This window comes from Rhodobacter sp. CZR27 (assembly GCF_002407205.1).
GTDB lineage: Bacteria > Pseudomonadota > Alphaproteobacteria > Rhodobacterales > Rhodobacteraceae > Cereibacter_A.
Genome location: NZ_CP023548.1, coordinates 2,823,163 through 2,849,096 on the forward strand (window position 1 = coordinate 2,823,163; position 25,934 = coordinate 2,849,096).

General features: G+C 67.2%; 28 protein-coding genes and 1 tRNA gene. 15 read left to right on the forward strand and 14 right to left on the reverse strand.

The window, feature by feature from the left end; translation table 11 throughout:
• Positions 1-52 precede the first annotated feature (52 nt).
• The 7 genes from CK951_RS13740 to mdh form a co-directional block, all read right to left on the reverse strand.
• A complete protein-coding gene (locus CK951_RS13740; protein WP_096786688.1) occupies positions 53-448 on the reverse strand; it encodes an MAPEG family protein in 396 nt (131 codons plus the stop codon).
• A 52-nt stretch (positions 449-500) separates the two neighbouring features.
• On the reverse strand, positions 501-2,012 hold the full coding sequence (gene odhB / locus CK951_RS13745; protein ID WP_096786689.1) for a 2-oxoglutarate dehydrogenase complex dihydrolipoyllysine-residue succinyltransferase: 1,512 nt from the start codon (positions 2,010-2,012) through the stop codon (positions 501-503).
• A 4-nt stretch (positions 2,013-2,016) separates the two neighbouring features.
• The gene (locus CK951_RS13750) at positions 2,017-4,983 is read right to left on the reverse strand and encodes a 2-oxoglutarate dehydrogenase E1 component (protein ID WP_198402355.1); all 2,967 of its coding nucleotides are present in this window, start codon (positions 4,981-4,983) and stop codon (positions 2,017-2,019) included.
• A 54-nt stretch (positions 4,984-5,037) separates the two neighbouring features.
• Positions 5,038-5,922 carry a succinate--CoA ligase subunit alpha gene (gene sucD / locus CK951_RS13755; protein ID WP_096786690.1) on the reverse strand — a complete coding sequence of 295 codons (885 nt, stop codon included), beginning with the start codon at positions 5,920-5,922 and terminating at the stop codon, positions 5,038-5,040.
• Between the two features lie 22 nt (positions 5,923-5,944).
• Positions 5,945-6,973, reverse strand: coding sequence for a hypothetical protein (locus CK951_RS13760; RefSeq protein ID WP_096786691.1), 1,029 nt, complete (start codon positions 6,971-6,973; stop codon positions 5,945-5,947).
• A 34-nt stretch (positions 6,974-7,007) separates the two neighbouring features.
• Complete coding sequence (sucC, locus tag CK951_RS13765) at positions 7,008-8,201, reverse strand: ADP-forming succinate--CoA ligase subunit beta (RefSeq protein ID WP_096786692.1); 1,194 nt, start codon at positions 8,199-8,201, stop codon at positions 7,008-7,010.
• A gap of 229 nt (positions 8,202-8,430) precedes the next feature.
• Positions 8,431-9,393 carry a malate dehydrogenase gene (gene mdh, locus CK951_RS13770; protein ID WP_096786693.1) on the reverse strand — a complete coding sequence of 321 codons (963 nt, stop codon included), beginning with the start codon at positions 9,391-9,393 and terminating at the stop codon, positions 8,431-8,433.
• 207 nt (positions 9,394-9,600) lie between these two features.
• On the opposite strand from mdh, the gene CK951_RS13775 reads away from it, so the two are divergent.
• From CK951_RS13775 to CK951_RS13825, 11 genes are all read left to right on the forward strand, one after another.
• Complete coding sequence (locus tag CK951_RS13775; protein WP_096786694.1) at positions 9,601-10,338, forward strand: sulfite exporter TauE/SafE family protein; 738 nt, start codon at positions 9,601-9,603, stop codon at positions 10,336-10,338.
• A gap of 89 nt (positions 10,339-10,427) precedes the next feature.
• A complete protein-coding gene (locus tag CK951_RS13780) occupies positions 10,428-11,285 on the forward strand; it encodes a (3S)-malyl-CoA thioesterase (RefSeq protein ID WP_096786695.1) in 858 nt (285 codons plus the stop codon).
• A gap of 8 nt (positions 11,286-11,293) precedes the next feature.
• Positions 11,294-11,848, forward strand: coding sequence for an NnrU family protein (locus CK951_RS13785; protein WP_096786696.1), 555 nt, complete (start codon positions 11,294-11,296; stop codon positions 11,846-11,848).
• The gene (locus CK951_RS13790; protein WP_096786697.1) at positions 11,845-12,048 is read left to right on the forward strand and encodes a DUF1737 domain-containing protein; all 204 of its coding nucleotides are present in this window, start codon (positions 11,845-11,847) and stop codon (positions 12,046-12,048) included. The genes CK951_RS13785 and CK951_RS13790 overlap by 4 nt, the downstream gene beginning before the upstream one ends.
• 1 nt (position 12,049) lies before the next feature.
• Positions 12,050-13,081: a MaoC family dehydratase gene (locus CK951_RS13795; protein ID WP_096786698.1), complete on the forward strand. Its 1,032-nt coding sequence runs from the start codon at positions 12,050-12,052 to the stop codon at positions 13,079-13,081.
• A 214-nt stretch (positions 13,082-13,295) separates the two neighbouring features.
• Positions 13,296-13,679 (forward strand): succinate dehydrogenase, cytochrome b556 subunit, encoded by a 384-nt coding sequence (gene sdhC / locus CK951_RS13800; RefSeq protein WP_096786699.1) that lies wholly within the window; start codon positions 13,296-13,298, stop codon positions 13,677-13,679.
• 11 nt (positions 13,680-13,690) lie between these two features.
• Positions 13,691-14,062, forward strand: a complete 372-nt coding sequence (gene sdhD, locus CK951_RS13805; RefSeq protein WP_096786700.1) for a succinate dehydrogenase, hydrophobic membrane anchor protein — start codon at positions 13,691-13,693, stop codon at positions 14,060-14,062.
• Positions 14,063-14,074: 12 nt separating this feature from the next.
• A complete protein-coding gene (sdhA, locus tag CK951_RS13810) occupies positions 14,075-15,877 on the forward strand; it encodes a succinate dehydrogenase flavoprotein subunit (RefSeq protein ID WP_096786701.1) in 1,803 nt (600 codons plus the stop codon).
• The gene (locus CK951_RS13815; protein ID WP_096786702.1) at positions 15,877-16,197 is read left to right on the forward strand and encodes a hypothetical protein; all 321 of its coding nucleotides are present in this window, start codon (positions 15,877-15,879) and stop codon (positions 16,195-16,197) included. Before sdhA ends, CK951_RS13815 begins: the two co-directional genes overlap by 1 nt.
• Before the next feature lie 3 nt (positions 16,198-16,200).
• Positions 16,201-16,488: a hypothetical protein gene (locus CK951_RS13820; protein ID WP_096786703.1), complete on the forward strand. Its 288-nt coding sequence runs from the start codon at positions 16,201-16,203 to the stop codon at positions 16,486-16,488.
• A 3-nt stretch (positions 16,489-16,491) separates the two neighbouring features.
• Positions 16,492-17,271: a succinate dehydrogenase iron-sulfur subunit gene (locus CK951_RS13825; RefSeq protein ID WP_096786704.1), complete on the forward strand. Its 780-nt coding sequence runs from the start codon at positions 16,492-16,494 to the stop codon at positions 17,269-17,271.
• A gap of 93 nt (positions 17,272-17,364) precedes the next feature.
• Here CK951_RS13825 and CK951_RS13830 read toward each other — a convergent pair whose 3' ends face one another.
• The 3 genes from CK951_RS13830 to CK951_RS13840 form a co-directional block, all read right to left on the reverse strand.
• Positions 17,365-17,727: a DUF6455 family protein gene (locus CK951_RS13830; protein ID WP_096786705.1), complete on the reverse strand. Its 363-nt coding sequence runs from the start codon at positions 17,725-17,727 to the stop codon at positions 17,365-17,367.
• 94 nt (positions 17,728-17,821) lie between these two features.
• Positions 17,822-18,472 carry a GntR family transcriptional regulator gene (locus tag CK951_RS13835; protein ID WP_096786706.1) on the reverse strand — a complete coding sequence of 217 codons (651 nt, stop codon included), beginning with the start codon at positions 18,470-18,472 and terminating at the stop codon, positions 17,822-17,824.
• 32 nt (positions 18,473-18,504) lie between these two features.
• Positions 18,505-19,191 (reverse strand): M48 family metallopeptidase, encoded by a 687-nt coding sequence (locus CK951_RS13840; protein ID WP_096786707.1) that lies wholly within the window; start codon positions 19,189-19,191, stop codon positions 18,505-18,507.
• 157 nt (positions 19,192-19,348) lie between these two features.
• On the opposite strand from CK951_RS13840, the gene CK951_RS13845 reads away from it, so the two are divergent.
• The 3 genes from CK951_RS13845 (at position 19,349) to CK951_RS13855 (ending at position 20,586) form a co-directional block, all read left to right on the forward strand.
• A complete protein-coding gene (locus tag CK951_RS13845) occupies positions 19,349-19,684 on the forward strand; it encodes a TIGR02300 family protein (protein ID WP_096786708.1) in 336 nt (111 codons plus the stop codon).
• Between the two features lie 120 nt (positions 19,685-19,804).
• Positions 19,805-19,880, forward strand: a tRNA-Ala gene (locus tag CK951_RS13850).
• Positions 19,881-20,331: 451 nt separating this feature from the next.
• Positions 20,332-20,586 (forward strand): glycine zipper 2TM domain-containing protein, encoded by a 255-nt coding sequence (locus CK951_RS13855; RefSeq protein ID WP_096786709.1) that lies wholly within the window; start codon positions 20,332-20,334, stop codon positions 20,584-20,586.
• Between the two features lie 51 nt (positions 20,587-20,637).
• Here CK951_RS13855 and ade read toward each other — a convergent pair whose 3' ends face one another.
• On the reverse strand, positions 20,638-22,335 hold the full coding sequence (gene ade, locus CK951_RS13860) for an adenine deaminase (protein WP_096786710.1): 1,698 nt from the start codon (positions 22,333-22,335) through the stop codon (positions 20,638-20,640).
• 135 nt (positions 22,336-22,470) lie between these two features.
• Between ade and CK951_RS13865 the strand changes: the two genes are divergently transcribed.
• Complete coding sequence (locus tag CK951_RS13865) at positions 22,471-23,391, forward strand: DMT family transporter (protein ID WP_096786711.1); 921 nt, start codon at positions 22,471-22,473, stop codon at positions 23,389-23,391.
• On the opposite strand, the gene CK951_RS13870 is transcribed toward CK951_RS13865, so the two are convergent.
• The 3 genes from CK951_RS13870 to CK951_RS13880 are packed head-to-tail and all read right to left on the reverse strand — an operon-like array spanning position 23,392 to position 25,864.
• Positions 23,392-24,000: a nucleoside/nucleotide kinase family protein gene (locus CK951_RS13870; protein ID WP_096786712.1), complete on the reverse strand. Its 609-nt coding sequence runs from the start codon at positions 23,998-24,000 to the stop codon at positions 23,392-23,394. It lies immediately after the preceding gene.
• On the reverse strand, positions 23,997-24,773 hold the full coding sequence (locus tag CK951_RS13875; protein ID WP_096786713.1) for an ATP-binding cassette domain-containing protein: 777 nt from the start codon (positions 24,771-24,773) through the stop codon (positions 23,997-23,999). Before CK951_RS13875 ends, CK951_RS13870 begins: the two co-directional genes overlap by 4 nt.
• On the reverse strand, positions 24,773-25,864 hold the full coding sequence (locus tag CK951_RS13880) for an ABC transporter permease (RefSeq protein WP_096786714.1): 1,092 nt from the start codon (positions 25,862-25,864) through the stop codon (positions 24,773-24,775). Before CK951_RS13880 ends, CK951_RS13875 begins: the two co-directional genes overlap by 1 nt.
• Between the last annotated feature and the right edge of the window lie 70 nt (positions 25,865-25,934).

The following is a 25,934-nucleotide window of genomic DNA, read 5'->3' on the forward strand; positions in this document are numbered from 1 at the left end:
GTCGGCCTCCGGTTCAGGGCGTCCCGCCGCGCGCGGCGGGGGCGCCGCAGGATCAGATCAGCGCGGCGAGAAGCATCGCCACCGTTGCAAGGAAGCCCACGGCCCAGATGGCCGAGCGCCACGGCACCCAGCCCAGCGCATAGGCGGGGACGTAAAGCACGCGGGCCAGCAGATAGACCCAGGCCATCGTTGCGGTGAAGCCGGTCGATTCGTTGCCCAGCGTCACGACGACAACGGCGAGGGTGAAGAGGATCAGCCCCTCGAAGTGGTTGTTCATCGCCCGCTGAAGCCGCGCCGTCAGCGTGGACAGCTGCAGGTCCGGCGCCCGGTCGCGCGGGCTCATGGTGTAGTTGGCACCCAGCTCCATGTTCGCGAACACCGAGAAGGGCAGGAAGGTCGCGGCCTGCAAGAGGCCGGCAAGGCAGAGGGCAGTCAGTTCGGCAGTCATCAGGGTCCCCGGACGCGGACGGCCCCGGGACTTCCCCGGGGCCGTGCTGGTTTCACAGGTCGAGCAGCAGGCGGCGCGGGTCTTCCAGCGCCTCCTTCACGCGGACGAGGAAGGTCACCGCGCCCTTGCCGTCGACGATGCGGTGATCGTAGCTGAGCGCGAGGTACATCATCGGGCGGATCACGATCTGCCCCTTCTCGACCACCGGCCGGTCCTGGATCTTGTGCATCCCGAGGATCCCCGACTGCGGCGGGTTCAGGATCGGCGAGGACATCAGCGAGCCATAGACCCCGCCGTTCGAGATGGTGAAGCTGCCGCCCTGCATCTCGGCCATCGACAGTTTCCCGTCACGCGCACGGGCGCCGAGTTCGGCGATCTTCTTCTCGATCTGGGCAAAGCCCATCTGGTCGGCGTCACGCACCACCGGCACCACGAGGCCCGAGGGCGTGCCCACCGCCACGCCCATGTGGACGTAGTTCTTGTAGACGATGTCCGTGCCGTCGATCTCGGCATTGACCTCGGGCACTTCCTTCAGCGCGTGGCAGCAGGCCTTCACGAAGAAGGACATGAAGCCCATCTTCACGCCGTGCTTCTTCTCGAAGGCGTCCTTGTACTCGTTGCGCAGCGCCATCACGCCCGACATGTCCACCTCGTTGTAGGTGGTCAGCATCGCGGCGGTGTTCTGCGCCTCCTTCAGGCGGCGGGCGATGGTCTGGCGCAGGCGGGTCATCTTCACCCGCTCCTCGCGCGCCGCATCATCGGCCGGAACCGGCTGGCGCGGCAGCGCAGGCTGCGGCGCGGCCGGGGCCTGCGCGATCGGTGCCGTGGCCGCGGCGACGGCACGCGCCACGTCCTCCTTCATCACGCGACCGTCGCGGCCCGAGCCCTGCACGGCATCACGGTCAAGACCGGCTTCGGCCATCGCCTTCTTGGCGGCCGGCGCATCCTCCACATCCTTCTTCGCGGCGGGAGCCGGCGCCGGGGCCGCGGCCTTGGGCACCGCCGCGGCGGCCGCGCCATCGGTCGAGATCAGCGCGAGCTTCGATCCGGCGGCGACCGTGGTCCCTTCCGTCACCAGGATCTCGGCCAGCACGCCGCTGGCCGGGGCCGGAACCTCGACCGAAACCTTGTCCGTTTCGAGTTCGCACAGCATCTCGTCCTGCGCCACCGTGTCGCCGGGCTTCTTGAACCAGGTGGAAACAGTCGCCTCGGACACCGATTCACCCAGCGCCGGCACCATCACGTCGATCATCTTGCTCTCTCCCGCGCCGGCCTCGGCCCTGGCGCCTTTCTGAGTCTTGTCCCGCGCCGGCTCGTCGCCGGCCTCCGCCGCGCCGATCTGGGCAAGAAGGGCCGCGACACCCACGGTCGTCCCCTCCGGCGCCACGATCTCTGTCAGACGGCCCGCAACAGGAGCATGCACCTCGACCGTCACCTTGTCGGTTTCCAGTTCGCAGAGCATCTCGTCGACCGCGACGCGGTCGCCCGGCTTCTTGAACCAGGTGGCGACCGTCGCCTCGGTGACGCTTTCACCCAGCGTCGGAACCCGTACTTCCGTTCCCATTCCGTCAGCTCCCGATGGTCAGCGCGTCGTTCACCAGCGCCTCCTGTTCCGCCTTGTGACGGCTGGCAAGGCCCGTCGCCGGAGCCGCCGATGCCGCACGCCCCACGTAATGGGCGCGGTGGTGGCTGGCGCCGATCCGGGTCAGCACCCATTCGAGGTTCGGCTCGACGAAGGTCCAGCCGCCCTGGTTCTTGGGCTCCTCCTGGCACCAGACGATATCGGCCTGCTTGAAGCGGCCCAGTTCCTTCACGAGGCTCAGCGCCGGGAAGGGATAGAACTGCTCGAGCCGCAGCAGGTAGATGTCGTCGATCCCGCGCTTGTCGCGCTCGGCCAACAGGTCATAGTAGACCTTGCCCGAGCAGATCACCACGCGCCGGATCTCGGCATCCGGCTTCAGCACCGTTTCCGAATTGCCCTCCTGCGCGTCGTCCCACAGCACCCGGTGGAAGCCCGAGCCGGTGGTGAAATCCTCCGCCTTCGAGACGCACATCGGATGGCGCAGCAGCGACTTCGGCGTCATCAGGATCAGCGGCTTGCGGAAGTTGCGGTGGATCTGCCGACGCAGGATGTGGAAGTAGTTCGCGGGCGTCGAGCAGTTCGCCACGATCCAGTTGTCGTTGGCCGACATCTGCAGGAAGCGCTCCGGTCGGCCCGAGGAGTGTTCGGGCCCCTGCCCCTCCATCCCGTGCGGCAGCAGAACCACGAGGCCCGACATGCGCAGCCACTTCGACTCGCCCGAGTTGATGAACTGGTCGAACATGATCTGCGCGCCGTTGGCGAAGTCGCCGAACTGGGCCTCCCACATCACCAGCGCGTTGGGTTCCGCCAGCGAATAGCCATACTCGAAGCCGAGCACGGCATATTCCGACAGCATCGAGTCGATGACCTCGTACCGCGCCTGCCCGCTGCGGATGTGGTTCAGCGGATAGTGGCGTTCCTCGGTCGACTGGTCGATGAAGGCCGAATGGCGTTGGCTGAACGTGCCGCGGGTGCAGTCCTGCCCGGAAAGCCGCACCGGGTAGCCCTCGGTCACGAACGAGCCGAAGGCCAGAGCCTCGCCGGTCGCCCAGTCGAAGCCCTTGCCGGTCTCGAACATCTGCCTCTTGGCCTCGAGCTGCCGCGCCACCGTCTTGTGCAGGTCGAACCCTTCCGGCACGCGGACCAGCGCCTGGCCGATCTCCTCCAGCGTCTCGGCCGAGATCGAGGTGCGGCCCGGCTCATACTCCGCGCCGTGGCGGTCGATGTGCTTCCAGCGGCCGTCCAGCCAGTCGGCCTTGTTCGGCTTGAAGTCCTTGCCGGCCTCGAACTCCTCGTTCAGCTGGGCCTGGAAGGCGGCCTTCATGTCCTCGATCTCGCCTTCGGGGATCAGGCCGTCCCGCACCAGACGCTCGGTGTAAAGCTGAAGCGTGGTCTTGTGCTTCTTGATCGAAGTATACATCGCCGGGTTGGTGAACATGGGCTCGTCGCCCTCGTTGTGACCGAAGCGGCGGTAGCAGAAGATGTCGATCACGACGTCCTTGTGGAACTTCTGCCGGAACTCGGTCGCCACCTTGGCGGCATGCACCACGGCCTCGGGGTCGTCGCCGTTCACGTGGAAGATCGGCGCTTCCACCATCAGCGCGATGTCCGTCGGATAGGGCGAGGACCGGCTGAACGACGGCGCGGTGGTGAAGCCGATCTGGTTGTTCACGACGATGTGGATCGTGCCGCCCGTGCGGTGGCCGACAAGGCCTGACAGGCCGAAGCATTCCGCCACGACCCCCTGCCCCGCGAAGGCCGCATCGCCGTGCAACAGGATCGGCAGCACCTGGCTGCGGGCCTTGTCGCCCATCTGCTCCTGCTTGGCGCGGACCTTGCCCAGCACGACCGGGTTCACGGCTTCAAGGTGCGAGGGGTTCGCGGTCAGCGACAGGTGCACGGTGTTGCCATCGAACTCGCGGTCCGAGGAAGCGCCGAGGTGGTACTTCACGTCGCCCGAGCCGTCGACCTCGTCGGGCTTGAAGCTGCCGCCCTGGAACTCGTTGAAGATCGCGCGATAGGGCTTGGCCATCACGTTGGCGAGCACCGAGAGGCGCCCGCGGTGCGGCATGCCGATCACGATCTCCTGCACGCCCAGCGCGCCGCCGCGCTTGATGATCTGCTCCATCGCCGGGATCAGGCTTTCGCCGCCGTCGAGGCCGAAGCGCTTGGTGCCCATGTATTTCACATGGAGGAACTTCTCGAAGCCCTCGGCCTCGACCAGCTTGTTCAGGATCGCGCGACGACCCTCGCGGGTGAAGTGGATCTCCTTGCCGTAGCCCTCGATGCGCTCCTTCAGCCAGGCCGCCTGCTCGGGGTCGGAAATATGCATGTATTGCAGAGCGAATGTGCCGCAGTACGTGCGCTTGACGATGTCCACGATCTGCCGCATGGAAGCGACCTGAAGACCGAGCACGTTGTCGATGAAGATCGGCCGGTCCATGTCGGCGTCCGTGAAGCCGTAGGACTTGGGATCAAGCTCGGGGTGGTTCGTGGTGTTGCGCATCCCGAGCGGATCGAGATCGGCGGCAAGATGGCCGCGGATCCGGTAGGCGCGGATGAGCATCAGCGCCCGGATGGAATCGAGAACCGCGCGCTGCACCTGCGCGTCCGAAAGGCTCACACCCTTTTCGGCGGCCTTTGCCTGGATCTTCTCGGCGGCGCCCTTGGCCTCTTTCGGCGCGGGCGCCACAGGCCATTGGCCGGTCAGCGCCGCGGTCAGGTCATCGGTGGGCGTCGGCGGCCAGTCGGCGCGCGCCCAGGACGGCCCATGCGCCTGACGCTTGGCGTCGATCTCGCTGTCGCCCAGCGAACGGAACAACTCCGCCCAGCCTGCGTCCACCGACGCGGGATCTTCGGCATAACGTGCCTGCAACTGGTCAATGTACTCGGCGTTCTGGCCCTGAAGGAAGCTCGAGGCGTGGAACTGCGCGTTGGGAGAATGTTCCGTCATGGTTTCACCTGACATCTGGAAGGCCCGCGCCAACACGGCGCGGGCCTGAAGGTCTTACTTGCCGAGGGCCTTCATCACGGCTTCGCCCAGGTGGGCCGGGCTGTCGGCGACGATGATGCCCGCGCTCTTCATCGCTTCGATCTTCGATTCCGCATCGCCCTTGCCGCCCGAGACGATGGCGCCGGCATGGCCCATGCGGCGGCCCGGAGGCGCGGTGCGGCCGGCGATGAAGCCCGCGGTGGGCTTCCAACGGCCGCGTTTTTTCTCGTCGGCGAGGAACTGCGCCGCTTCCTCTTCGGCCGAACCGCCGATCTCGCCGATCATGATGATGGACTCCGTTTCCGGGTCCGCAAGGAACATCTCGAGCACGTCGATATGTTCCATGCCCTTGATCGGATCGCCGCCGATGCCGACCGCCGAGGACTGGCCGAGGCCCACGTCCGAGGTCTGCTTCACCGCCTCATAGGTCAGCGTGCCCGAACGCGACACCACACCCACCGAGCCGCGCTTGAAGATCGAGCCCGGCATGATGCCGATCTTGCACTCGTCGGGCGTCATGATGCCCGGGCAGTTCGGCCCGATGAGCCGCGAGGACGAGCCCTGCAGCGCCCGCTTCACCTTCATCATGTCGAGCACCGGGATGCCTTCCGTGATGCAGACGATCAGCGGGATCTCGGCGTCGATCGCCTCGAGGATCGAGTCGGCCGCGAACGGCGGCGGCACATAGATCACGCTGGCGTTGGCGCCGGTGACTTCGCGGGCCTCGTAAACCGAGTTGAAGACCGGCAGGCCGAGATGCTCGGTGCCGCCCTTGCCCGGCGTCACGCCGCCGACCATCTGCGTGCCGTAAGCAATCGCCTGCTCGGTGTGGAAGGTGCCCTGGCTGCCGGTGATGCCCTGGCAGATGACTTTGGTGTCTTTGTTGACGAGGACGGACATGGAGAATTCCTTGAAATAGTCTTCAGGTGAGGGAAGCGGACCGGTCGCCGTCCGGCATCTGCCCGACGTGGAAGGTCGGGTTCCGCCGCAACTTGTTGCGCAGGATGTAGGCAAGGTTCAGCGCGCTACCGATCAAGCCGATCGGCAGGCCGCGCAGGCTCGGGTTGCGCGGCAGGAGGCGCAGCATGGCGCGGGCCAGCGCACCGTCCTCGATGATCCAAGCGGTGTGGTCGGCGGGCAGGTCAGCACGGTGGCACTTGGCCCATTGCCGGTGCAGGCTGAGTTGGCTGTAGAGCGAACGCGCTTCGACCGAGTTGCGCGCATAGCGCCAAGTCTTACGGCCCTGCGCATGGACGAAGCGCGGCTCGCCGTGGCGGAGCGTGGCGATGCGCTGGAAGAAGCCGAAGTCGCCCGGCAGCATGTCATGCGCGATGTCGCGGCCAGTGCGAAGCGCCTTGACCGGCACCTGCCCGAACTCGGCCGAGCCGAGGAGACCCCCCAGGATGTCCTGGTCGCCGACGATGAACTGCCTGTCCGCGACTTGGTAGACGTTTGACCGCAAGAGCGACTTCCAGCGATCGAGGAGCGGCAGGTGGCGGGCGGTGACGCCAACGACGCAGGAGTTGACGGTGTAGCCGAGTTCGCGCGCTATCGCTCGACCGATGGCGATAGTGCGGCCCCCGGTCCCGGTGAAGCGGCTGCGAAAGCCCTCTTGAGCGATGAGGATCGTGTCCTCCGTTAGGTCGCGGAAGTAGATCGACGGATCGGCGGTCAGGATCAGGTCGGCATCCAGCCAAGTGATGCGCTTGATCCCCCGTGCGAGCAGTTGCTCGATCAGGTAGGGCTTTATGTTCCAGAACGTGTCCTCGGCCCAGAGGTCGCGGTGCAGGACGACGTTCGGCTGACGTCCTAGCCAGTCCTGCGCCCGCGTGCCCAAGTCGCGGGCCGGCAGGTGCAGGCGGGCTTTGGGGCAGGTGCGATGCAGGCTCACTGCCAGCAGCATTAGCGCCGGCAGATCCTGTTCGCGATCCTCGAAGGTCAGAAAGTCCATCTGGTTCCCCTCGCACCCTCGCCGACGCCGAGGGTCACCCCTTCACCGCTTTGACGATCTTCTGAGCGGCGTCCGACAGGTTGTCGCCCGCGATGACATTGAGGCCGGAGTTCGCGATGATCTCCTTGCCCATCTCCACGTTCGTGCCTTCCAGGCGCACGACCAGCGGCACCTGCAGGCCCACTTCCTTCACGGCGGCGAGGATGCCCTCGGCGATGATGTCGCAACGCATGATCCCGCCGAAGATGTTGACGAGGATGCCCTTCACGTTCGGGTCCGAGGTGATGATCTTGAAGGCTTCCGTCACCTTCTCCTTGGTGGCGCCACCGCCCACGTCGAGGAAGTTCGCCGGCTCCGCGCCGTAGAGCTTGATGATGTCCATCGTGGCCATCGCAAGGCCCGCGCCGTTCACCATGCAGCCGATCTCGCCGTCGAGCGCGATGTAGTTCAGGTCGAACTTCGAGGCAGCGAGTTCCTTCGGGTCCTCTTCCGTCTCGTCACGCAGCGCCATGATGTCGGGCTGGCGGTAGAGCGCGTTGTTGTCGAAGCCCACCTTGGCGTCGAGCACCTTCAAGTGGCCGTCGGTCATCACGATCAGCGGGTTGATCTCGAGCATCTCCATGTCCTTCTCGACGAAGGCCTTGTAGAGTTGCTTGACCAGCTGCACGCACTGCTTGACCTGCGCGCCCTCGAGACCCAGCGCGAAGGCGACGCGGCGGCCGTGGAAGTCCGACAGGCCCGAGGCCGGATCGACCGAGAACGACACGATCTTCTCGGGCGTGTGGGCGGCGACTTCCTCGATGTCCATCCCGCCTTCGGTCGAGCAGACGAAGGAGACGCGCGACGAGCCGCGGTCCACCAGCAGCGCGAGGTACAGTTCGCGCGCGATGTCCGAGCCTTCCTCGATGTAGATGCGGTTGACCTGCTTGCCGGCCGGGCCGGTCTGGTGCGTCACCAGCGTGCGGCCGAGCATCTGCTTGGCGAGTTCGGCGGCTTCGCCCACCGACTTCGCGAGGCGGACGCCGCCTTTCTCGCCGGCTTCCGGCTCCTTGAACTTGCCCTTGCCGCGGCCGCCGGCGTGGATCTGCGCCTTGACGACCCAGAGCGGGCCGCCCAGCTCGCCCGCCGCGGACTTGGCTTCGTCGGCTTTCAGAACGACCCGGCCGTCGGACACCGGCGCACCGTAGCTGCGCAGGAGCGCCTTCGCCTGGTATTCGTGGATGTTCATTGAACTGTCCCATCGCTAATGATTTGCGGCGTGATGCCACAGAAACGGGCGGGTTCAAAACGGGTTTTGCGCTACCATCAGGATTTGGCCGCAAAAAGGAAGGTTTGTGATCACAGGCCGGAAATGCGTGATCACAACGCTTGGCCATGCTGCCGCGCGGCATCCGTCCGGACAGGAAAAAGGGCGCGCCGGCAGACCGGCGCGCCCTTTCCCGAAGATCCGAAGCGACTCAGGCGAGGCTCGGCTCGATGCTCTTGCAGGCGGCCACGAGGCCCTTCACCGCATCGACCGACTTGTCGAACATCGCCTGTTCGTCGGCGTTCAGCTTGATGTCCACGACCTTCTCGATCCCACCGGCGCCGATGATGGTCGGCACGCCGACATACATCCCATCAAGGCCGAAGGCGCCATCCACCCAAGCCGCGCAGGGCAGCAGGCGCTTCTGGTCCTTGAGATAGGCTTCCGCCATCTCGATGGCCGAGGTGGCCGGGGCGTAGTAGGCCGAGCCGGTCTTCAGGAGGCCCACGATCTCGGCGCCGCCGTCACGGGTGCGCTGCACGATCTGGTCGAGTTTCTCCTGCGTGGTCCAGCCCATCTGCACCAGGTCGGGCAGCGGGATGCCGGCGACGGTCGAGTAACGGACGAGCGGCACCATCGTGTCGCCGTGGCCGCCGAGCACGAAGGCGGTCACGTCGCGCATCGAGACGTTGAACTCGACCGACAGGAAGTGACGGAAGCGCGCCGAGTCGAGCACGCCGGCCATACCGACCACCTTCTCCGGCGGCAGGCCCGAGAACTGCTGCAGCGCCCAGACCATCGCGTCGAGCGGGTTGGTGATGCAGATCACGAAGGCGTTCGGGGCATGCGCCTTGATGCCCTCGCCGACCGACTTCATCACCTTGAGGTTGATGCCGATCAGGTCGTCGCGGCTCATGCCGGGCTTGCGCGGCACGCCCGCGGTGACGATGCAGACGTCGGCGCCCGCGATGTCCTCGTAGCTGTTCGCGCCCTTCATGACCGCGTCGAAGCCTTCCGACGGGCCCGACTGCGCGATGTCCAGCGCCTTGCCCTGGGGGGTGCCTTCGGCGATGTCGAACAGGACGATGTCGCCCAGTTCCTTGATCGCGGCGAGATGGGCGAGCGTGCCGCCGATCTGCCCCGCACCGATCAGCGCAATCTTGGGTCTGGCCATGAGTGTCTCCCGGACAATGGGGTGAGGAATTCGCGGCGATGGGTAGACCGTCACCAGCGCCCGCGCAAGCCTCGTGCGGCCCGCCGGGCCGCGTGGTCCCTGTTTGTCCCCTTGTGTTTGCGCTAAAGGCTGCGCCCGGATGCCCGGCGACAGGGGTCGCGGTATCCGATTGCATACCGCGCGAGAGCCCCTGATTCGGAGTAAGGGATGGACGGCTTCGGCTTCTGGGCGCTGGCGGTAACGGCTTCCGTGCTCGTGGGGATGAGCAAGGGCGGCCTGCCGGTCGTGGGCATGATGAGCGTGCCGCTCCTGTCGCTGGTGATCTCGCCCGTGACGGCGGCTGGACTGCTCCTGCCGATCTATGTCGTCTCGGACCTGTTCGGCCTCTATGCCTACCGGCGCGAGTTCGACGCGCGGGTGCTGAAGATCCTGATCCCGGCCAGCGCGATCGGCGTCCTGCTGGGCTGGATGACCGCGAGCATGGTGTCGGAGGCGGTGGTGGGCGGTCTGGTGGGGCTGATCGGCGCGGCTTTTGCCGCCAACCTGCTGCTGCGCCGGAGCGATCCGCCGGCACGGGTCGCGAAAGTGACACCCGGCATGTTCTGGGGCGTGGCCACCGGTTTCACCAGCTTCGTCAGCCACGCCGGAGCGCCGCCCTATCAGGTCTACGTCCTGCCGCTGAAGATGCCGAAGACAGTGTTCGCCGGCACGTCGACGATCCTCTTCGCCTGGATCAACGCGGTCAAGCTGATCCCCTATGCAGCCCTCGGCCAGCTTTCGCCCGAGAACCTGAAGGTGGCAGCCTGGCTGATGCTGCCCGCGGCGCTGGCCGTTCTTGCGGGCTACAGGCTGGTGCGGGTACTGCCGCAGGAGCTGTTCTTCAGGCTGGTCACCTGGGCGCTGCTGCTGGTTTCACTGAGGCTGATCTGGCAGGCTGTCGCCTGATTTGCCGCGCCGCAGCAAATCAGGGCTTGCCGAATATGCCGGAAATGTGTTCCCAAGCGCAAGATTGTTGCTGGCAGGGGAGAATCGTCATGGCGCATCAGGCTCATCCGTTCCGTTCGGTGCTCTACATCCCCGGCTCGAAGGAACGCGCACTGGAAAAGGCGCAGGGGCTGGCAGCCGACGCGATCATCTTCGACCTCGAGGATGCGGTCGCCCATGACGAGAAGCTGCACGCCCGCGACCTGCTGAAGCGCACGCTGGAGACGGCCGACTACGGTCGTCGCATCCGCATCGTGCGGGTGAACGGGATGGACACGGAGTGGGGCCGCGACGACGTGGCGGCCTTCGTGGGCTCGAAGGCAGACGTGATCCTGATCCCCAAGGTCTCCTCGGCGGCGGACGTGCAGGCGGTGGCCGACCTCATCCCCGACGTGCCGCTCTGGGCGATGATGGAGACGGCACTCGGCATGCTGAACGCGGCCGAGATCGCCGCCCATCCGCGCCTGACCGGCATGGTGATGGGCACGAACGATCTGTCCAAGGAACTCGGCAGCCGCTTCCGCCCAGACCGCCTTGCGCTGCAGACGGGCCTCGGCCTCTGCCTGCTCGCCGCCCGCGCTTACGGCCTCACCATCGTCGACGGCGTCTACAACGCCTTCAAGGACGAGGACGGCCTGCGCGCCGAATGCACGCAGGGCCGCGACATGGGCTTCGACGGCAAGACGCTGATCCATCCGGCGCAGCTCGACATCGCCAACGAGGTCTTCTCGCCCTCCGAGGCCGAAATCACGCTGGCCAACCGCCAGATCGAGGCTTTCGAGGCGGCCGAGCGGCAGGGCCTCGGCGTCGCCGTGGTGGATGGTAAGATCGTCGAGAACCTGCATATCGTGACCGCGCGGCAGACTCTGGCCAAGGCCGAGGCGATTGCCGCGTTCGGGGCAAGTTGAGGAACGATATGCTTCTGTTGATCCTGGGGGTCGCGCTGTGGTCCGCGGCCCATCTGTTCAAGCGCGTGGCGCCCGGCCTGCGGGCGCCGCTGGGCGATGCCGGCAAGGGCGTAGCCGCGCTTCTGCTGGTGACCTCGCTCGTGCTGATGGTTATGGGCTATCGCGCGGCCGACTTCATCTCGGTCTACACCCCGCCGCCGGGGATCGGCCACGCGAACAACCTCATCATGCTGATCGCGCTGATCGTCTTTGGCGCCGGCATGTCGAAAGGCTGGCTCTGGACGAAGATCCGCCACCCGATGCTCTACGGCTTCGTGATCTGGGCCTTTGCGCACCTGCTGGTGAATGGCGACGTGGCCTCGCTGATCCTGTTCGGCGGCCTTGGCGCCTGGGCGGTGGCCGAGATCGTGCTGATCAACAGGCAGACAGAGTGGGTGCGCCCCGTGTCCGGCGGGCCGAAGCGCGACCTCGCCCTTATCGGAGTGGTTCTGGTGATGTATGGGCTGATCGCCCTCGTCCACATCTGGACGGGCCACACCCCCTTTGCCGGAACCTACGCATGAAACTCTACCGCTTCCTGACCGAAGACGACACCTCGGCCTTCTGCCACAAGGTGACCGCCGCGCTGAACAAGGGCTGGCACCTGCATGGCGAGCCCACCTATGCCTTCGATGCGGCGAAGGGCGTGATGCGCTGCGGTCAGGCGGTGGTGAAGGACGTTCCGGGCACCTACACGCCCGAGACCAAGCTGGGAGATTACTGAGTTGAAGACCAACGCGGGCCGTTTCTTCGAGGATTACCGGCTGGGCGAGACCATCGTCCACGCCGTGCCGCGCACCGTCTCGGGCGGCGAGCGGGCGATGTATCACGCGCTCTACCCGGCGCGTCATGCGCTCTATTCCTCGGACGAATTCGCCCGCGCGAGCGGCCTTCCGGCCGCTCCGGTCGATGACCTCGTGGCCTTCCATCTGGTGTTCGGCAAGACCGTGCCGGACATCAGCCTGAACGCGGTCGCGAACCTCGGCTATGCCGAGGGGCGCTGGCTGAAGCCGGTCTTTCCGGGCGACACCTTGCGCTCGGAAAGCACCGTCATCGGGCTGAAGGAGAACTCGAACGGCAAGTCGGGCGTGGTGTATGTCCGCACCCGTGGCCTGAACCAACGCGGCGAGGCGGTGCTGGAATACGTCCGCTGGGTGATGGTCCGGAAGCGCGACGAGGCTGCGCCCGCGCCCGAAGCCACAGTGCCGGCACTGGCGAAGTCGGTGCCCGCCTCGGACCTGGTGATCCCGGAAGGCCTCGACTTCTCGGGCTATGACTTCACCCTTGCCGGCGAGCCGCACCGCTGGGACGATTACGAGATCGGCGAGCGGATCGACCACGTCGACGGCGTGACCATCGAGGAGAGCGAGCACATGCTCGCAACCCGCCTCTGGCAGAACACCGCCAAGGTGCATTTCGACGCGACCAACCGGCCCGACGGCAAGCGCCTGATCTATGGCGGCCACGTGATTTCGATGGCGCGGGCGCTGTCGTTCAACGGGCTGGCAAATGCGCAGATGATCGTGGCGCTGAACGCCGGTGCCCATGCCAACCCCTGCTTCGCCGGCGATACCGTCCGGGCGTGGTCCGAAGTGCTCGACAAGGCCGAGACTTCGGCCCCCGGCGTCGGTGCGCTGCGGCTGCGGCTGGTCGCGGTCAAGCACGGCACCGAAGCCTTCGCGCTGAAGGCCGAGGACGGCAAATACCACCCCGGTGTGCTGCTCGACCTCGACTACTGGGCGCTGGTGCCGCGGTGACTCGTGCCCTGAACAAAGGCCACGGATGATTGCGCAAACATGTGATCACACGCTTCGACAATGTGATCACTTGCGCGTTTTTTTTCCGCCCAAGCCTGATTTTGAAGCTCGCGCGGGGCAAGGCCCCCGTGACTCGGGCAAAAAAACCTCTATTGAGTGACACCAGCGAGACAGCCGCCCCACCCGGCGGGGCCGGCCAGCGAAAGGCAACGACATGGCTGAACAGAAGCGGGTCGAGCGGCCCCTTTCCCCCCATCTCCAGATCTACCGGGTGCAGCTGACCTCCATGACCTCGATCTTCACCCGGATCACCGGAAACGGGCTGATCGTGGGCACGATGCTGGTGACATGGTGGCTGCTGGCCGCGGCGCTCGGGCCCGAGCAGTTCGCCATCGCCGACTGGGTGCTGACCTCGTGGTTCGGCGATCTCGTGCTGCTCCTGTCGGTCTGGGCGCTCTGGTATCACTACCTTGCCGGGCTGCGTCACCTCTACTGGGACACCGGCAACGGGCTCGAGATCGAGATTGCCCAGAAGCTCGGCTGGGCCTGCATCGGCGGCTCGCTGATCCTGACCATCCTGACCGTCATCGTCATCTGAAGGGGCGCCCCATGCGTTACATCACCGCCCGCAAACGCGCCGAGGGCATGGGCGCCGCCCATCACGGCACCGACCGGCACTGGTACATGATCGTCAGCGCGGTCGGCCTTGCCGTGCTGATCCCGATCTTCGTCTACATCGTCGGCAACGCCATCGGCGAAAGCCACGAGCGTGTCGTCGAGATCTTCTCGCACCCGTTCAATGCGATCCTGTCCGGCCTTGTGCTGTTCTTCGGCATGCGCCACTTCGCCGAAGGCTCGACCATGATGATCGAGGACTACTGGCAGGGCGTGCCGCGCCGCCTGCTGGTGATCTGCGCCCAATCCTTCGCCTATGGCGTGGCGGCGATCGGGCTGTTCGCCCTCGCCAAGATCGCCCTCTGAGGACCTGAGTTCATGGCTGCTTACACTTACGAGACGCATGACTACGACGTCGTGGTGGTGGGCGCTGGCGGTGCCGGCCTCCGCGCGACGCTGGGCATGGCCGAGCAGGGCCTGCGCACGGCCTGCGTCACCAAGGTCTTCCCCACCCGCAGCCATACGGTTGCGGCGCAGGGCGGCATCGCCGCCTCGCTGGCGAACATGGGGCCGGACAACTGGCAGTGGCACATGTACGACACCGTGAAGGGGTCGGACTGGCTGGGCGACACCGACGCGATGGAATACCTCGCGCGCGAGGCCCCCAAGGCGGTCTACGAGCTGGAGCACTATGGCGTGCCCTTCTCGCGCACCGAGGAAGGCAAGATCTACCAGCGCCCGTTCGGCGGCCACACCACGCAGTTTGGCGAAGGCCCGCCGGTGCAGCGCACCTGCGCCGCAGCGGACCGGACCGGCCACGCGATCCTGCACACGCTCTACGGCCAGAGCGTGAAGAACAACGCCGAGTTCTTCATCGAATATTTCGCGCTCGACCTGATCATCCAGGACGGCCGCTGCACCGGCGTCGTGGCCTGGCGTCTGGAAGACGGCACGATCCACGTCTTCAACGCCAAGCTGACGGTCCTTGCCACGGGCGGCTACGGCCGCGCCTATTTCTCGGCCACCTCGGCCCATACCTGCACTGGCGACGGCGGCGGGATGGTGGCGCGGGCCGGCCTGCCGCTGCAGGACATGGAGTTCGTGCAGTTCCACCCGACCGGCATCTACGGCTCGGGCTGCCTGATCACCGAAGGCGCGCGCGGCGAGGGCGGCTACCTCACCAACTCGAACGGCGAGCGGTTCATGGAGCGTTACGCTCCGACCTACAAGGACCTGGCCAGCCGCGACGTGGTCTCGCGCTGCATGACGCTGGAGATCCGCGAAGGCCGCGGTGTGGGCGAGCATGGCGACCACATCCACCTGCACCTGAACCACCTGCCCCCCGAGACGCTGGCGCTGCGTCTGCCCGGCATCTCGGAATCGGCGAAGATCTTTGCCGGCGTGGACGTGCACAAGGAACCGATCCCGGTGCTGCCGACCGTGCACTACAACATGGGCGGCATTCCCACGAACTACTGGGGCGAGGTGCTGAACCCCACCGCCGACGATCCCGACCGCGTCTTCCCGGGCCTGATGGCGGTGGGCGAGGCCGGCTGCGCCTCGGTGCACGGGGCGAACCGCCTCGGCTCGAACTCGCTGATCGACCTCGTGGTCTTCGGCCGCGCCGCGGCTATCCGCGCCGGCCAGATCGTGCGGCCGCACGAGTTCCACCCCGATGTGCCGAAAGAGCAGATCGACCGCATCATGGGCCGGTTCGACGACCTGCGCCACGCCAAGGGCGCAATCCCGACTGCCGACCTGCGGCTCGAGATGCAGCGCACCATGCAGGCCGATGCCGCCGTGTTCCGCACCGACAAGACGCTCGCCGAGGGCGTCGAGAAGATGAAGGGCATCGCGGCGAAGATGGGCGACCTGAAGGTCACCGACCGGAGCCTCATCTGGAACTCGGACCTGATGGAAACGCTGGAGCTGACCAACCTGATGCCGAACGCGCTCGCGACCATCGTCGCGGCCGAGGCGCGGAAGGAAAGCCGCGGGGCGCACGCGCACGAAGACTATCCGAACCGCGACGACGAGAACTGGCGCGTCCACAGCCTCGCCACGGTCGAGGGCAACCAGGTGACGCTGGCGAGCCGTCCGGTGCACCTCGAGCCGCTGACGAAGCAGGCCGAGGGCGGGATCGACCTGAAGAAGATCGCCCCCAAGGCGCGGGTCTACTGATGCGCGGCGCGGTCCTCCTCTCCGGCCTCCTCGCGCTTGCCGCCTGCAGTCCGCAGTCGGTGGCCGACAGCGTGGCCCGGCGGACCGCCCGCACCGTCGTGCTGCCGGTGGTCGAGCAATACATGCCCGGCCCCGCCGCGCAGGGCGTCACCACCTGCATCATCGACAATGCCTCGGCGCAGGAGATCAACGCGCTGGCGCGCGATGTCGGCGTCCGCGCCGGCACGACGACGGTGCAGAACGTGATGACCATCGCCACCCGGCCTTCGACCATCCAGTGCCTGCAGACGAGCGGCCTGCCCCTTCTGCCGGCTATCTGACCGATGCGCCCCGCCCTCGCCCTGCCCCTCCTGCTTCTTGCCTGCGCCCCCCTGACGGTGGAGGAGGCCGAGGAGATCTGCGCCGAGCGCGCCCGGCTGGCACAGGCGCCGGGCGGCACGCTGGGCATGGGTGCCGGCAGTGGCGGCGTCTACGGCGAACTCGAACTGAATGTCACCTCGGACTACCTGATGGGGCGCGACCCGCAGGTGGTCTATGACGACTGCGTCCGCAAGAAAACCGGCCAGCCTCCGACGCGGCCGCTCTATTTCCGCCAAGACCGGAAGGGATGAACCATGGTCCAGCTCACGCTCCCCAAGAACTCCAAGGTCCGGACCGGCAAGACCTGGCCGAAGCCCGCAAACGCGAAGAACGTCCGCAAGTTCATGATCTACCGCTGGGACCCCGACACGGGCGAGAACCCGCGGGTGGACACCTATTTCCTCGACATGGACAAGTGCGGCCCGATGGTCCTGGACGCGCTCATCAAGATCAAGAACGAGGTCGACCCGACGCTGACCTTCCGCCGCTCCTGCCGCGAGGGGATCTGCGGCTCCTGCGCGATGAACATCGACGGGATCAACACGCTGGCCTGCATCTATGGCCTCGACGAGATCAAGGGCGACGTGAGGATCTATCCGCTGCCGCACATGCCGGTGATCAAGGACCTGATCCCCGACCTGTCGCTGTTCTACGCCCAGCACGCCTCGATCATGCCCTGGCTCGAGACCAAGACCGTGGAGCCCGCGAAGGAGTGGCGCCAGTCGGTGGAGGACCGCGCGAAGCTCGACGGCCTCTATGAATGTGTGATGTGCGCCTGCTGCTCGACCTCCTGCCCGAGCTACTGGTGGAACGGCGACCGCTACCTCGGGCCGGCGGCGCTGCTGCACGCCTACCGCTGGATCGTGGACAGCCGCGACGAGGCGACGCCCGAGCGGCTCGACATGCTGGAAGACCCCTTCAAGCTCTACCGCTGCCACACCATCATGAACTGCGCCAAGACCTGCCCGAAGGGGCTGAACCCGGCGAAGGCGATCGCGGAGATCAAGAAGATGATGGTGGAACGGGTCATCTGACCCTCCACATGCGAAGGCGCGCCCTGCGGGCGCGCCCTTCACCCTGCCCTTCCGCCCCGGGGCGGCGGGCGCCTCCCGGCAATTCCCGGCGCGTCAGTGCAGCGGATGATGCGCCATCTGCGCGTAGGTCTGCGCGTTCGGGCAGAAGCCGCAATCCTCGGGATCGAGCGTCTCGGCATGGGCCAGGGCGCATTTGCAGGCCTTCACGTTGCCGCAGTGCCGGCAGACGTCGAGCAGTTCCAGATAATCGGCATAGGCATGCTGAAGTTCGACCGGGTCGAGGCCGAACACCTGCGCCATCTGCAGCAGACGCTCGCCCACGTTCTCGGGCATCCGGGCGAACTGCTCGATCTGCCAGCGCGTGATGCCCAGATCCTCCAGATCACGGTCGGACAGGGCATGGACTTCCTGCATCCGGTGCCACTGGTCGAAGAAGGCGCGAACTCGTTCCAGCATGATGATTCCCCTTGGGTCTGATCCTATTCGTTGCCCTTGGAGTATCCTTTTGCCCCTCGGCAAAACATGATCCTGGTCAAATAATATGACCAATTCACCCGATCAGATGTCGCAGCCCCTGGGTCACATCGGTCCGGACCGCCAGCCGCAGCCCCGGCTCGTCGCCCGCCCGCAACGCCGCGAGGATGCTGCGGTGGTGCTGGGGCGGCTCGTTCCGGCGCAGGCGGCCATAGAGCGCCCGCATCGTGGGACCCAGTTGCAGCCAGACCGTCTCGGCGATGGCCAGCATCGCCGGGGCCTGCGCCCGCAGGTAGAGCGTGCGATGGAACTCGAGGTTGGTGCGGATGTAAGCCACCGCATCGCCCTTCGCGACCGCCTCGGCATTGGCGGCGTTGATCGCCGTCAGCCGGTCGAGCAGCGCGAAATGCGCCCGCGGCAGCGCACGGGCGGCCAGTTCCGGCTCCAGCAAGGCACGGATGGCGGCCAGTTCCTCGATCCGCTCGGGGCTGAGTTCCGGCGTCGCGACCCGGCCCGAGGAGGACAGCGACAGCGCCCCCTCGGCGACCAGCCGCCGCACCGCCTCTCGCGCCGGTGTCATCGACACGCCGAAGCTCCGCGCGAGGCCCCGCAGCGTCAGCGCCTGCCCCGGCGCGATCTCGCCATGCATCACCTGGCCACGCAGGCTGCGGTAAAGCCGTTCATGCGCGGCGGCGGTGAGGTCGGACGGGCGGGTCTGGGTCAGCATGCCTGAAGCCAAGCACCGCCGCGGCCCGGGGGTCAATCCCCGAAACGGAAGCCGTGCAGCGCCTGCCCATGCCGCCGGAGCCAGGCCCGGTGCGGCGCGTAGGCGGGCATCAGCCGGCGCACCACCTCCCAGAACGCGGGCGAGTGGTTCATCTCGGCCAGATGGGCGACCTCATGCGCGGCCACGTAGTCCAGCACCTCCGGCGGCGCGAGAATCAGCCGCCACGAGAACATCAGGCTGCCGTCCGCCGTGCACGAGCCCCAGCGCGACCGCGTGTCGCGCAGGGTGAGCCGAAGGTAGCGCCGGCCGAGCATCGCTGCGTGCCGGTCGCAGGCCGCGGCGAGGCTGTCCCGCGCGCGGGTGCGCAGGAAGGCCGCGAGCCGGGCTGCAACCGCCTCCGGCTCGCCCGGCACCAGCAGCGAATCATCCTCGATCCTCACCGACCGTCCCGCTCCGGGCCGGACCACCAGTCGCCGCCCCTCGACCGGCAGCAGCGTGCCAAAGCCGACCGGGGCGGTCTCGGGCACCTCGAGAAGCGCGTTGCGGATCCAGCCCTCCTGGTCCCGGGCGAAGGCCAGTGCTTCCGCCTCGCGCGCGCGGAGGGGCACGGTCAGCGTCACCCGCCCGTCAAGCCGCGAGACGCGCAGCGAAAAGCGGCGGGCCTGCGCCGAGCGGCGCAGCGTGATCTCGACAGGCGGCGGACCGGGCAGGACGGGCATCGCGGGCTCCTTCGGGGCGGCAGATTAGCCGGCCCGCCGGCAGAGGAAAGCCCTGAAAATGCAGGGGATCGAGCGGAGCGGAAAGCCTTTGACAGGGGAAGGGCCTTGTGGCATGGCTCCCCAATTCTGCAGCAGACAGCCTTGCAAGGGGATCACCATGCCCAAGGAAGAATGGGGCACGAAGCGCATTTGCCCGACCACCGGGAAGCGCTTCTACGACCTCAACCGTAGTCCCGTCGTCAGCCCCTACACCGGCGAAGTCGTGGATATCGAAAGCGCGCGCCGCAAGGCGGTGGCGGCCGTCATCTCGCGCGTGGCGCCCGAGAAGGACGACGAACTGCTGGTCGACGATCTCGAGACCGATGACGACCTGCTCGACGCCGAGGCGCCTGAGGATACGGATGTCGATGACGACCTGCTCGAGGACGATGCCGACGACAACGTCTCGCTCGACGACCTCGCCGACGTGGCCGGTGACGACGAGGAAGGCTGATGCGGGCGAGGGGCGAAAAATTCCTCTTGCGCCCCTCATCGCAACCTTCTAGATAGCCCGGGCGAAGCGGAAACGGTTCGCAAAACCCAAGCAGGCCGGCAACGGCCTTGCACCTCCGGTGGGGTCATAGCTCAGTTGGGAGAGCGCTTGAATGGCATTCAAGAGGTCGGCGGTTCGATCCCGCCTGGCTCCACCAAAATAACCTGACAGACAGAAGCAGCAAGCGTCGGATCCGTAGCGGTTCGGTCGGACAGGCTTCGTGCGCCGTCAGCGTCGTGCGATGGCGCGTCGGCCTGTAGGCCGCTCCCTGTTCCAAGGATGCCACGACAGCATCGGGGCGCCCGCAGACCTGCGAACGGCATCGCACGGCCTGCAGTCCTCGGTCCGGACGAGCACGGCTCATCGGAAGCGGTGCCGGGCCTGCCGTCATCCGACCCGCAGCCGCTTCGCGCACGTGACCCGCCGGCTCGGCCAGCATCCACATCCCCTCGGGCAAGCCTTGCATCGGACGACCTCCGCCCACGGGCCGGCGCAGCTTGTTGCCGCCTGCTCCGGCGCGAGTATGCTCACCCCGCGGGTGTGGTGGCAGGAACCGCCCCATCCGGCCGTTGTTGTCGATTCACCATTCACTTCCCCGGAGGGGCATCATGAAGAAATTCTTCCTTCTCATTCCGGTCATGGCTTTCGCGGCCGGTTGCGAGACCGCGAACCAGACCACGGCCGCCAGCGCACTTACCGGTGCGGCCCTTGGCGCCGCGGTGTCGGGCAGCAACGACCGCGTGCAGGGCGCGGCCCTTGGCGCCGCGGCGGGCGCCGTCGCGGGCACGCTGATCGGGCCGACCGGCACCGGCACCTGCGTCTATCGCAACGCCCGCGGCGAGCGCTTCAACGGCCCCTGCTGAGGCCAAGCCGCTCCGCCCGGCCGAACGGACCCTCGGCCGGGCGGCAGAGGCTCAGGACAGGATCTCGAACCGGTCCACGTCCACCATGCCCCGGTCGGTGATCTTGAGGTGCGGGATCACCGGCAGCGCAAGGAAGGCCAGTTGCAGGAACGGCTCCTCCAGCGTGACACCCAGCCCGCGCGCCGCGGCCCGCAGCGCCGTCAACGCATCCCGCACCTCCTCGAAGGGGCGAAGGCTCATCAGCCCGGCCAATGGCAGCGCCAGTTCGGCAAGGATCCGCCCCCCGGCCGCCACGGCGAAACCGCCCTCGATCTCGCGCAGGCGGTTGGCGGCCAGCGCCATGTCCTCGTAGTCGATCCCCACCACGGCGAGATTGTGGTGATCGTGGCAGACCGTCGAGGCGATGGCCCCGCGCTGCATGCCGAAGCCGCGCACGAAGCCGGTGGCGCGGCCGCCGCCCTTGCCGTGGCGCTCGATCACGGCGATCCTTGCCAGATCGCGCGCCGGGTCGGGTCGCTTGTCGCCATCCTGCGGGACGATCTCCTCGGTGAGCCGCTCGGTGATGATCTTGCCGGGAAGGATGCCGATCACCGGGGTCTCGGCCCGGTTGCCGGGGCAGCGGAACTGCTCGGCCCGGACCTCGGCCAGCACGACCGAACGCCGGGCCACCGGTGGCACCGTCCGCCGTGCCGCAAAGGCCGCGTCGTCGGCCACCACGCCGCCGGCCAGCACGAAAGCCGCGCGGCAGTCCTCGAGCGAGTCGAGACCCACGATGTCGGCGCGCTTGCCCGGCGCGATCAGACCGCGGTCCTTCAGGCCGAAGGCCTCGGCCGCCGAAAGGCTCGCCGCGCGATAGACGGCAAGCGGCGGCGCGCCCAGACGGATCGCGGTCCGGATCATGTGGTCGATATGGCCATGCTCGGCGATGTCGAGCGGGTTGCGGTCGTCGGTGCAGAGGCAGAGGTAGGGCGAGTGCCGCTCGGTCAGAAGCGGGACCAGCGCGTGCAGGTCCTTCGAAACCGAGCCTTCGCGGATCAGCACCCGCATCCCCTTGCGCAGCTTCTCCAGCGCCTCCTCGGCGGTCGTGGCCTCGTGTTCGGTGCGGATGCCGGCGGCGATGTAGCCGTTCAGGTCCTTCCCGCGCAGCAGGGGCGCATGGCCGTCGATGTGCCGGCCACGGAACGCCTCGAGCTTGGCAAGGCAGCCTGCGTCCTTCATCAGCACGCCCGGAAAGTTCATGAACTCGGCCAGCCCGATCACCCGCGGATGATCCATCAGCGGCGCGAGGTCGGCGGCCTCCAGCGCCGCGCCCGAGGTCTCCATGTGCGTCGAGGGCACGCAGGACGACAGCTGCACGCGGATGTCCATCACCGTCCGCGCCGACGCCTCAAGGAAATAGCGGATGCCGTCGAGGCCGCAGACATTGGCGATCTCGTGCGGGTCGCAGATCGCCGTGGTGATGCCGCGCGGGCAGACGCAGCGGTCGAATTCGAACGGCGTGACCAGCGAGCTTTCGATGTGCAGGTGGGTGTCGATGAAGCCGGGCACGAGGATGCGGCCGGTGCAGTCGATCTCTCGCAGGCCGTCATAGCTGCCGAAGGTGCCCACGATGGTGTCGCCGCAGATCGCCACGTCGGTCTGCACCAGCTCGCCCGTGATCAGGTCGAAGACCCGGCCGTTCTTCAGCACGATCTCGGACGGCACCAGGCCCCGGCCCTGGTCGATGAGGTCGGACAGGCTGCGGCGCATGGGTTCCTCCTGTGCTGGCGGCGAAGGCCGCAGCTTCAGAGAAGCCGAGGCGCATGGCGGCGTCCAGCGCATCCTTCGCCCTTGCACGCCGCGCCGCAAGATGGTCCATCTGGTTTCCCATCCCGAGAGATTTCCATGCATCCGCTTCGCGGCATCGGCCTCAAGGTCGCCTCCGTCCTGATCTTCATCGTCATGTCGTCGCTGATCAAGGCGACGGCCGACCGTGTGCCGGCGGGCGAGGCGGTGTTCTTCCGCTCGTTCTTCGCCATGCCGGTGATCCTTGTCTGGCTGGTCTGGCGGCGCGAGTTGCGCGTGGGCCTGCGGCCCGTGAACCCGATGGGCCATGTCTGGCGCGGGCTGGTGGGAACGCTGGCCATGGGCCTCGGTTTCGCGGGGCTGGCCTACCTGCCGCTGCCCGAGGTGACCGCGCTCGGCTATGCCGCGCCGCTGCTGACGGTGATCTTCGCGGCGATGTTCCTTGGCGAGGAGGTCCGGGCCTTCCGCATCTCGGCCGTGGCGCTGGGACTTGCGGGCGTGCTGATCGTGCTCTCGCCCCGGCTGACGGTGCTGTCGGGCGGCATCGGCCACCGCGAGGCCTTCGGCGCGATGCTGGTGCTGGGCGGCGCCGTCTTTGCCGGGCTCGCGCAGGTCTTCATCCGCAAGCTCGTGACCACCGAGGCGACGGCGGCCATCGTCTTCTACTTTTCGCTGACGGCGACGCTGCTGTCCTTCGTCACCCTGCCCTTCGGCTGGGTCCGCCCCACCCCGACCGAGGCGGCGCTGCTGATCGGCGCGGGCGTTCTCGGCGGTATCGCCCAGATCCTGCTTACGTCGAGCTACCGCCACGCCGATGCCTCGCTGGTGGCGCCCTTCGAATACGCCTCGATGCTGTTCGCGCTGGCCATCGGCTATGCGGTGTTCGGCGAGACGCCGACGCTGGTCATGCTCGGCGGGGCGAGCCTCGTGGTCGCCGCCGGCATCCTCATCATCTGGCGCGAGCGCCGGCTGGGTCTGGAGCGCGCCCGGCAGCGCCGGGTGGTGACGCCGCAGGGCTGATTACTGCCAGCGGATCACGGCATCGGCGGGACAGGAGCGATCCAGCACCCGCCGCGCATTGGGAAGGTCGTTGGAATTCGCCCAGTCCGCGGCCGCCTCGGGCGTGCGCCCCGCCTGCATCCCCCGCTGGACCAGCCGCCGCTCCAGTTCGGGGAACGGCACGTCGAGGAAGACCGTCAGGTCGAAGAACCCGCGCAACCTGCGCCAGGGATCTTTCTCGAGCAGCAGGTAGTTGCCTTCCACCACGAGGAAGCGGTCCTCGTCGGTGACGACATCGGCGGCGGCACGCGACAGTTCCATCTGCCGGTCGAAGACGGGAATCGCGACCTCGCCACCCTCGCGCAGCCGGTGCATCAGGTGAAGGAAGCCCAGCACGTCGAAGGTCTCCGGCGCGCCCTTGCGCTTCGTCAGCCCGCGCTGCGCGAGCACCCGGTCGTCATAGTGGAAGCCATCCATCGGCACGACGCGGGCGCCCTCTCCCAGGGCTGCCACCACGGCGGCGGCAAGCGTGGACTTGCCGGCTCCGGGAGGGCCTGCGAGGGCGGTGATGAACCGCCCCCTGCCTTCGGCTTCCTTCCGTATCCGCTGCGCGAGGTCTGCGGGTGTCATGCGAACTCGTTGAGCGATTCGGGCTTCATCGCGCCGGTCATCAGCGCCACCGCATCCGACATCGAGTGCCGCTTCGGGTCGATCACGCAGAGCCTGCGCCCCAGCCGGTGGACGTGGACGCGATCCGCCACCTCGAAGACATGCGGCATGTTGTGACTGATCAGCACGATGGGCAGGCCGCGCCGCTTCACGTCGAGGATCAGTTCCAGCACGCGGCGGCTTTCCTTGACGCCCAGCGCCGCCGTCGGCTCGTCCATGATCACCACCTTGGAGCCGAAGGCCGCCGCACGCGCCACCGCCACGCCCTGCCGCTGCCCGCCCGAAAGCGTCTCGACCGCCTGGCTGATGTTCTGGATCGTCATCAGCCCGAGTTCGGTCAGCTTCTCGCGGGCCCGTGCCTCCATCGCGCCCCGGTCGAGGGCGCGGAACCACTTGCCCATGATGCCGGGCTTCCGGATCTCGCGGCCGAGGAACATGTTGTCGGCGATGGACAGGGCGGGCGACAGCGCGAGGTTCTGGTAGACCGTCTCGATCCCCGCCTCGCGTGCGTCGAGCGGCGAGGTGAAGTGCATCGGCTTGCCGTCCAGCTCGATCGTCCCCTCGTCCACCTTGATCGCGCCCGAGAGCGCCTTGATCAGCGAGGACTTGCCCGCCCCGTTGTCGCCGATCACCGCCAGGATCTCTCCGGGATAGAGATCGAAGTCGCAGTGATCGAGCGCCGTCACCTTGCCGTAGCGCTTGACGAGTCCCCTCGCCTTCAGGATCGGTTCCATCACGCAGCCGCCTTTCTGATCCACTGGTCCACGGCCACAGCCGCGATGATGAGCACGCCGATGAGCAGGTAGGTCCATTGCGGATCCGTGCCCATCAGCTTCAGTCCGAGCGAGAACACGCCCACGATCAGCGCCCCGAAGAGCATCCCGAGCACCGAGCCGCGCCCGCCGAAGAGGCTGATCCCGCCGATCACCACGGCCGTGATCGATTCGATGTTGGCGAACTGCCCCGCCGTGGGAGAGACCGACCCCAGCCGCCCGATCATCACCCAGCCCGCCATGGCGCAGATCAGGCCCGAGAGGGTGTAGACCGTCAGCAGGATCTTCTTCGTCTGCACGCCGGCCAGTTCCGCCGCCTCCGGATCGTCGCCCACGGCATAGACATGGCGGCCCCAGGCGGTCTGGCGCAGGACATAGGCGATCAGCAGCACGAGCAGGATCAGCAGTACCGCGCCATAGGTGAAGACCGCGCCACCCCGGCCGGCCTCGTCGGCGCCGATGCGGAAGGTGTTCCCGAAGAACTGCAGGATCGGCGCGTTCTGCGAGATGTCCTGCGAGCGGATGGTCTCGTTCGCCGAATAGAGGAAGTTCGCTGCCAGCACGATCTGCCACATGCCGAGCGTCACGATGAACGGCGGCAGCTTCATGCGCGACACCAGCGTGCCGTTGATGAAGCCGATGCCCGCGCCCACGGCGAGGCCGCAGAGCACCGAGATCGGCGCCGGAATGCCGTAGCGGAAGGTGAACTGGCCCATGATCACCGAGGAAAGCACCATGATCGCCCCGACCGACAGGTCGATGCCCGCGGTCAGCACGACGAGGGTCTGCGCCGCGCCCACGATGCCGACGATCGCCACCTGCTGCAGGATCAGCGTCAGCGTGAAGGCCGAGAAGAACTTCTGCCCGAGGAGCGCCCCGAAGATCGAAATCGAAACCACCAGCACGATAAGCGGCACCAACGACGGCGTCTGGTGCAGCAGGTGCCGGGCGCGCTGCACCGCGGACTTCCGCTGCTTGAATTCGGCCACGGCATCGGGCGCGCGGTTCAGCGCGGTCTCGAAGCCTTGGGGCCCATGGGTTTCCGTTGCCATAGTTCTGACCTCCCGGTTAGACCGCGCCCCGCAGCGCGCCCTGTGGAAACGGAGGCGCCGCGAAGCCGCC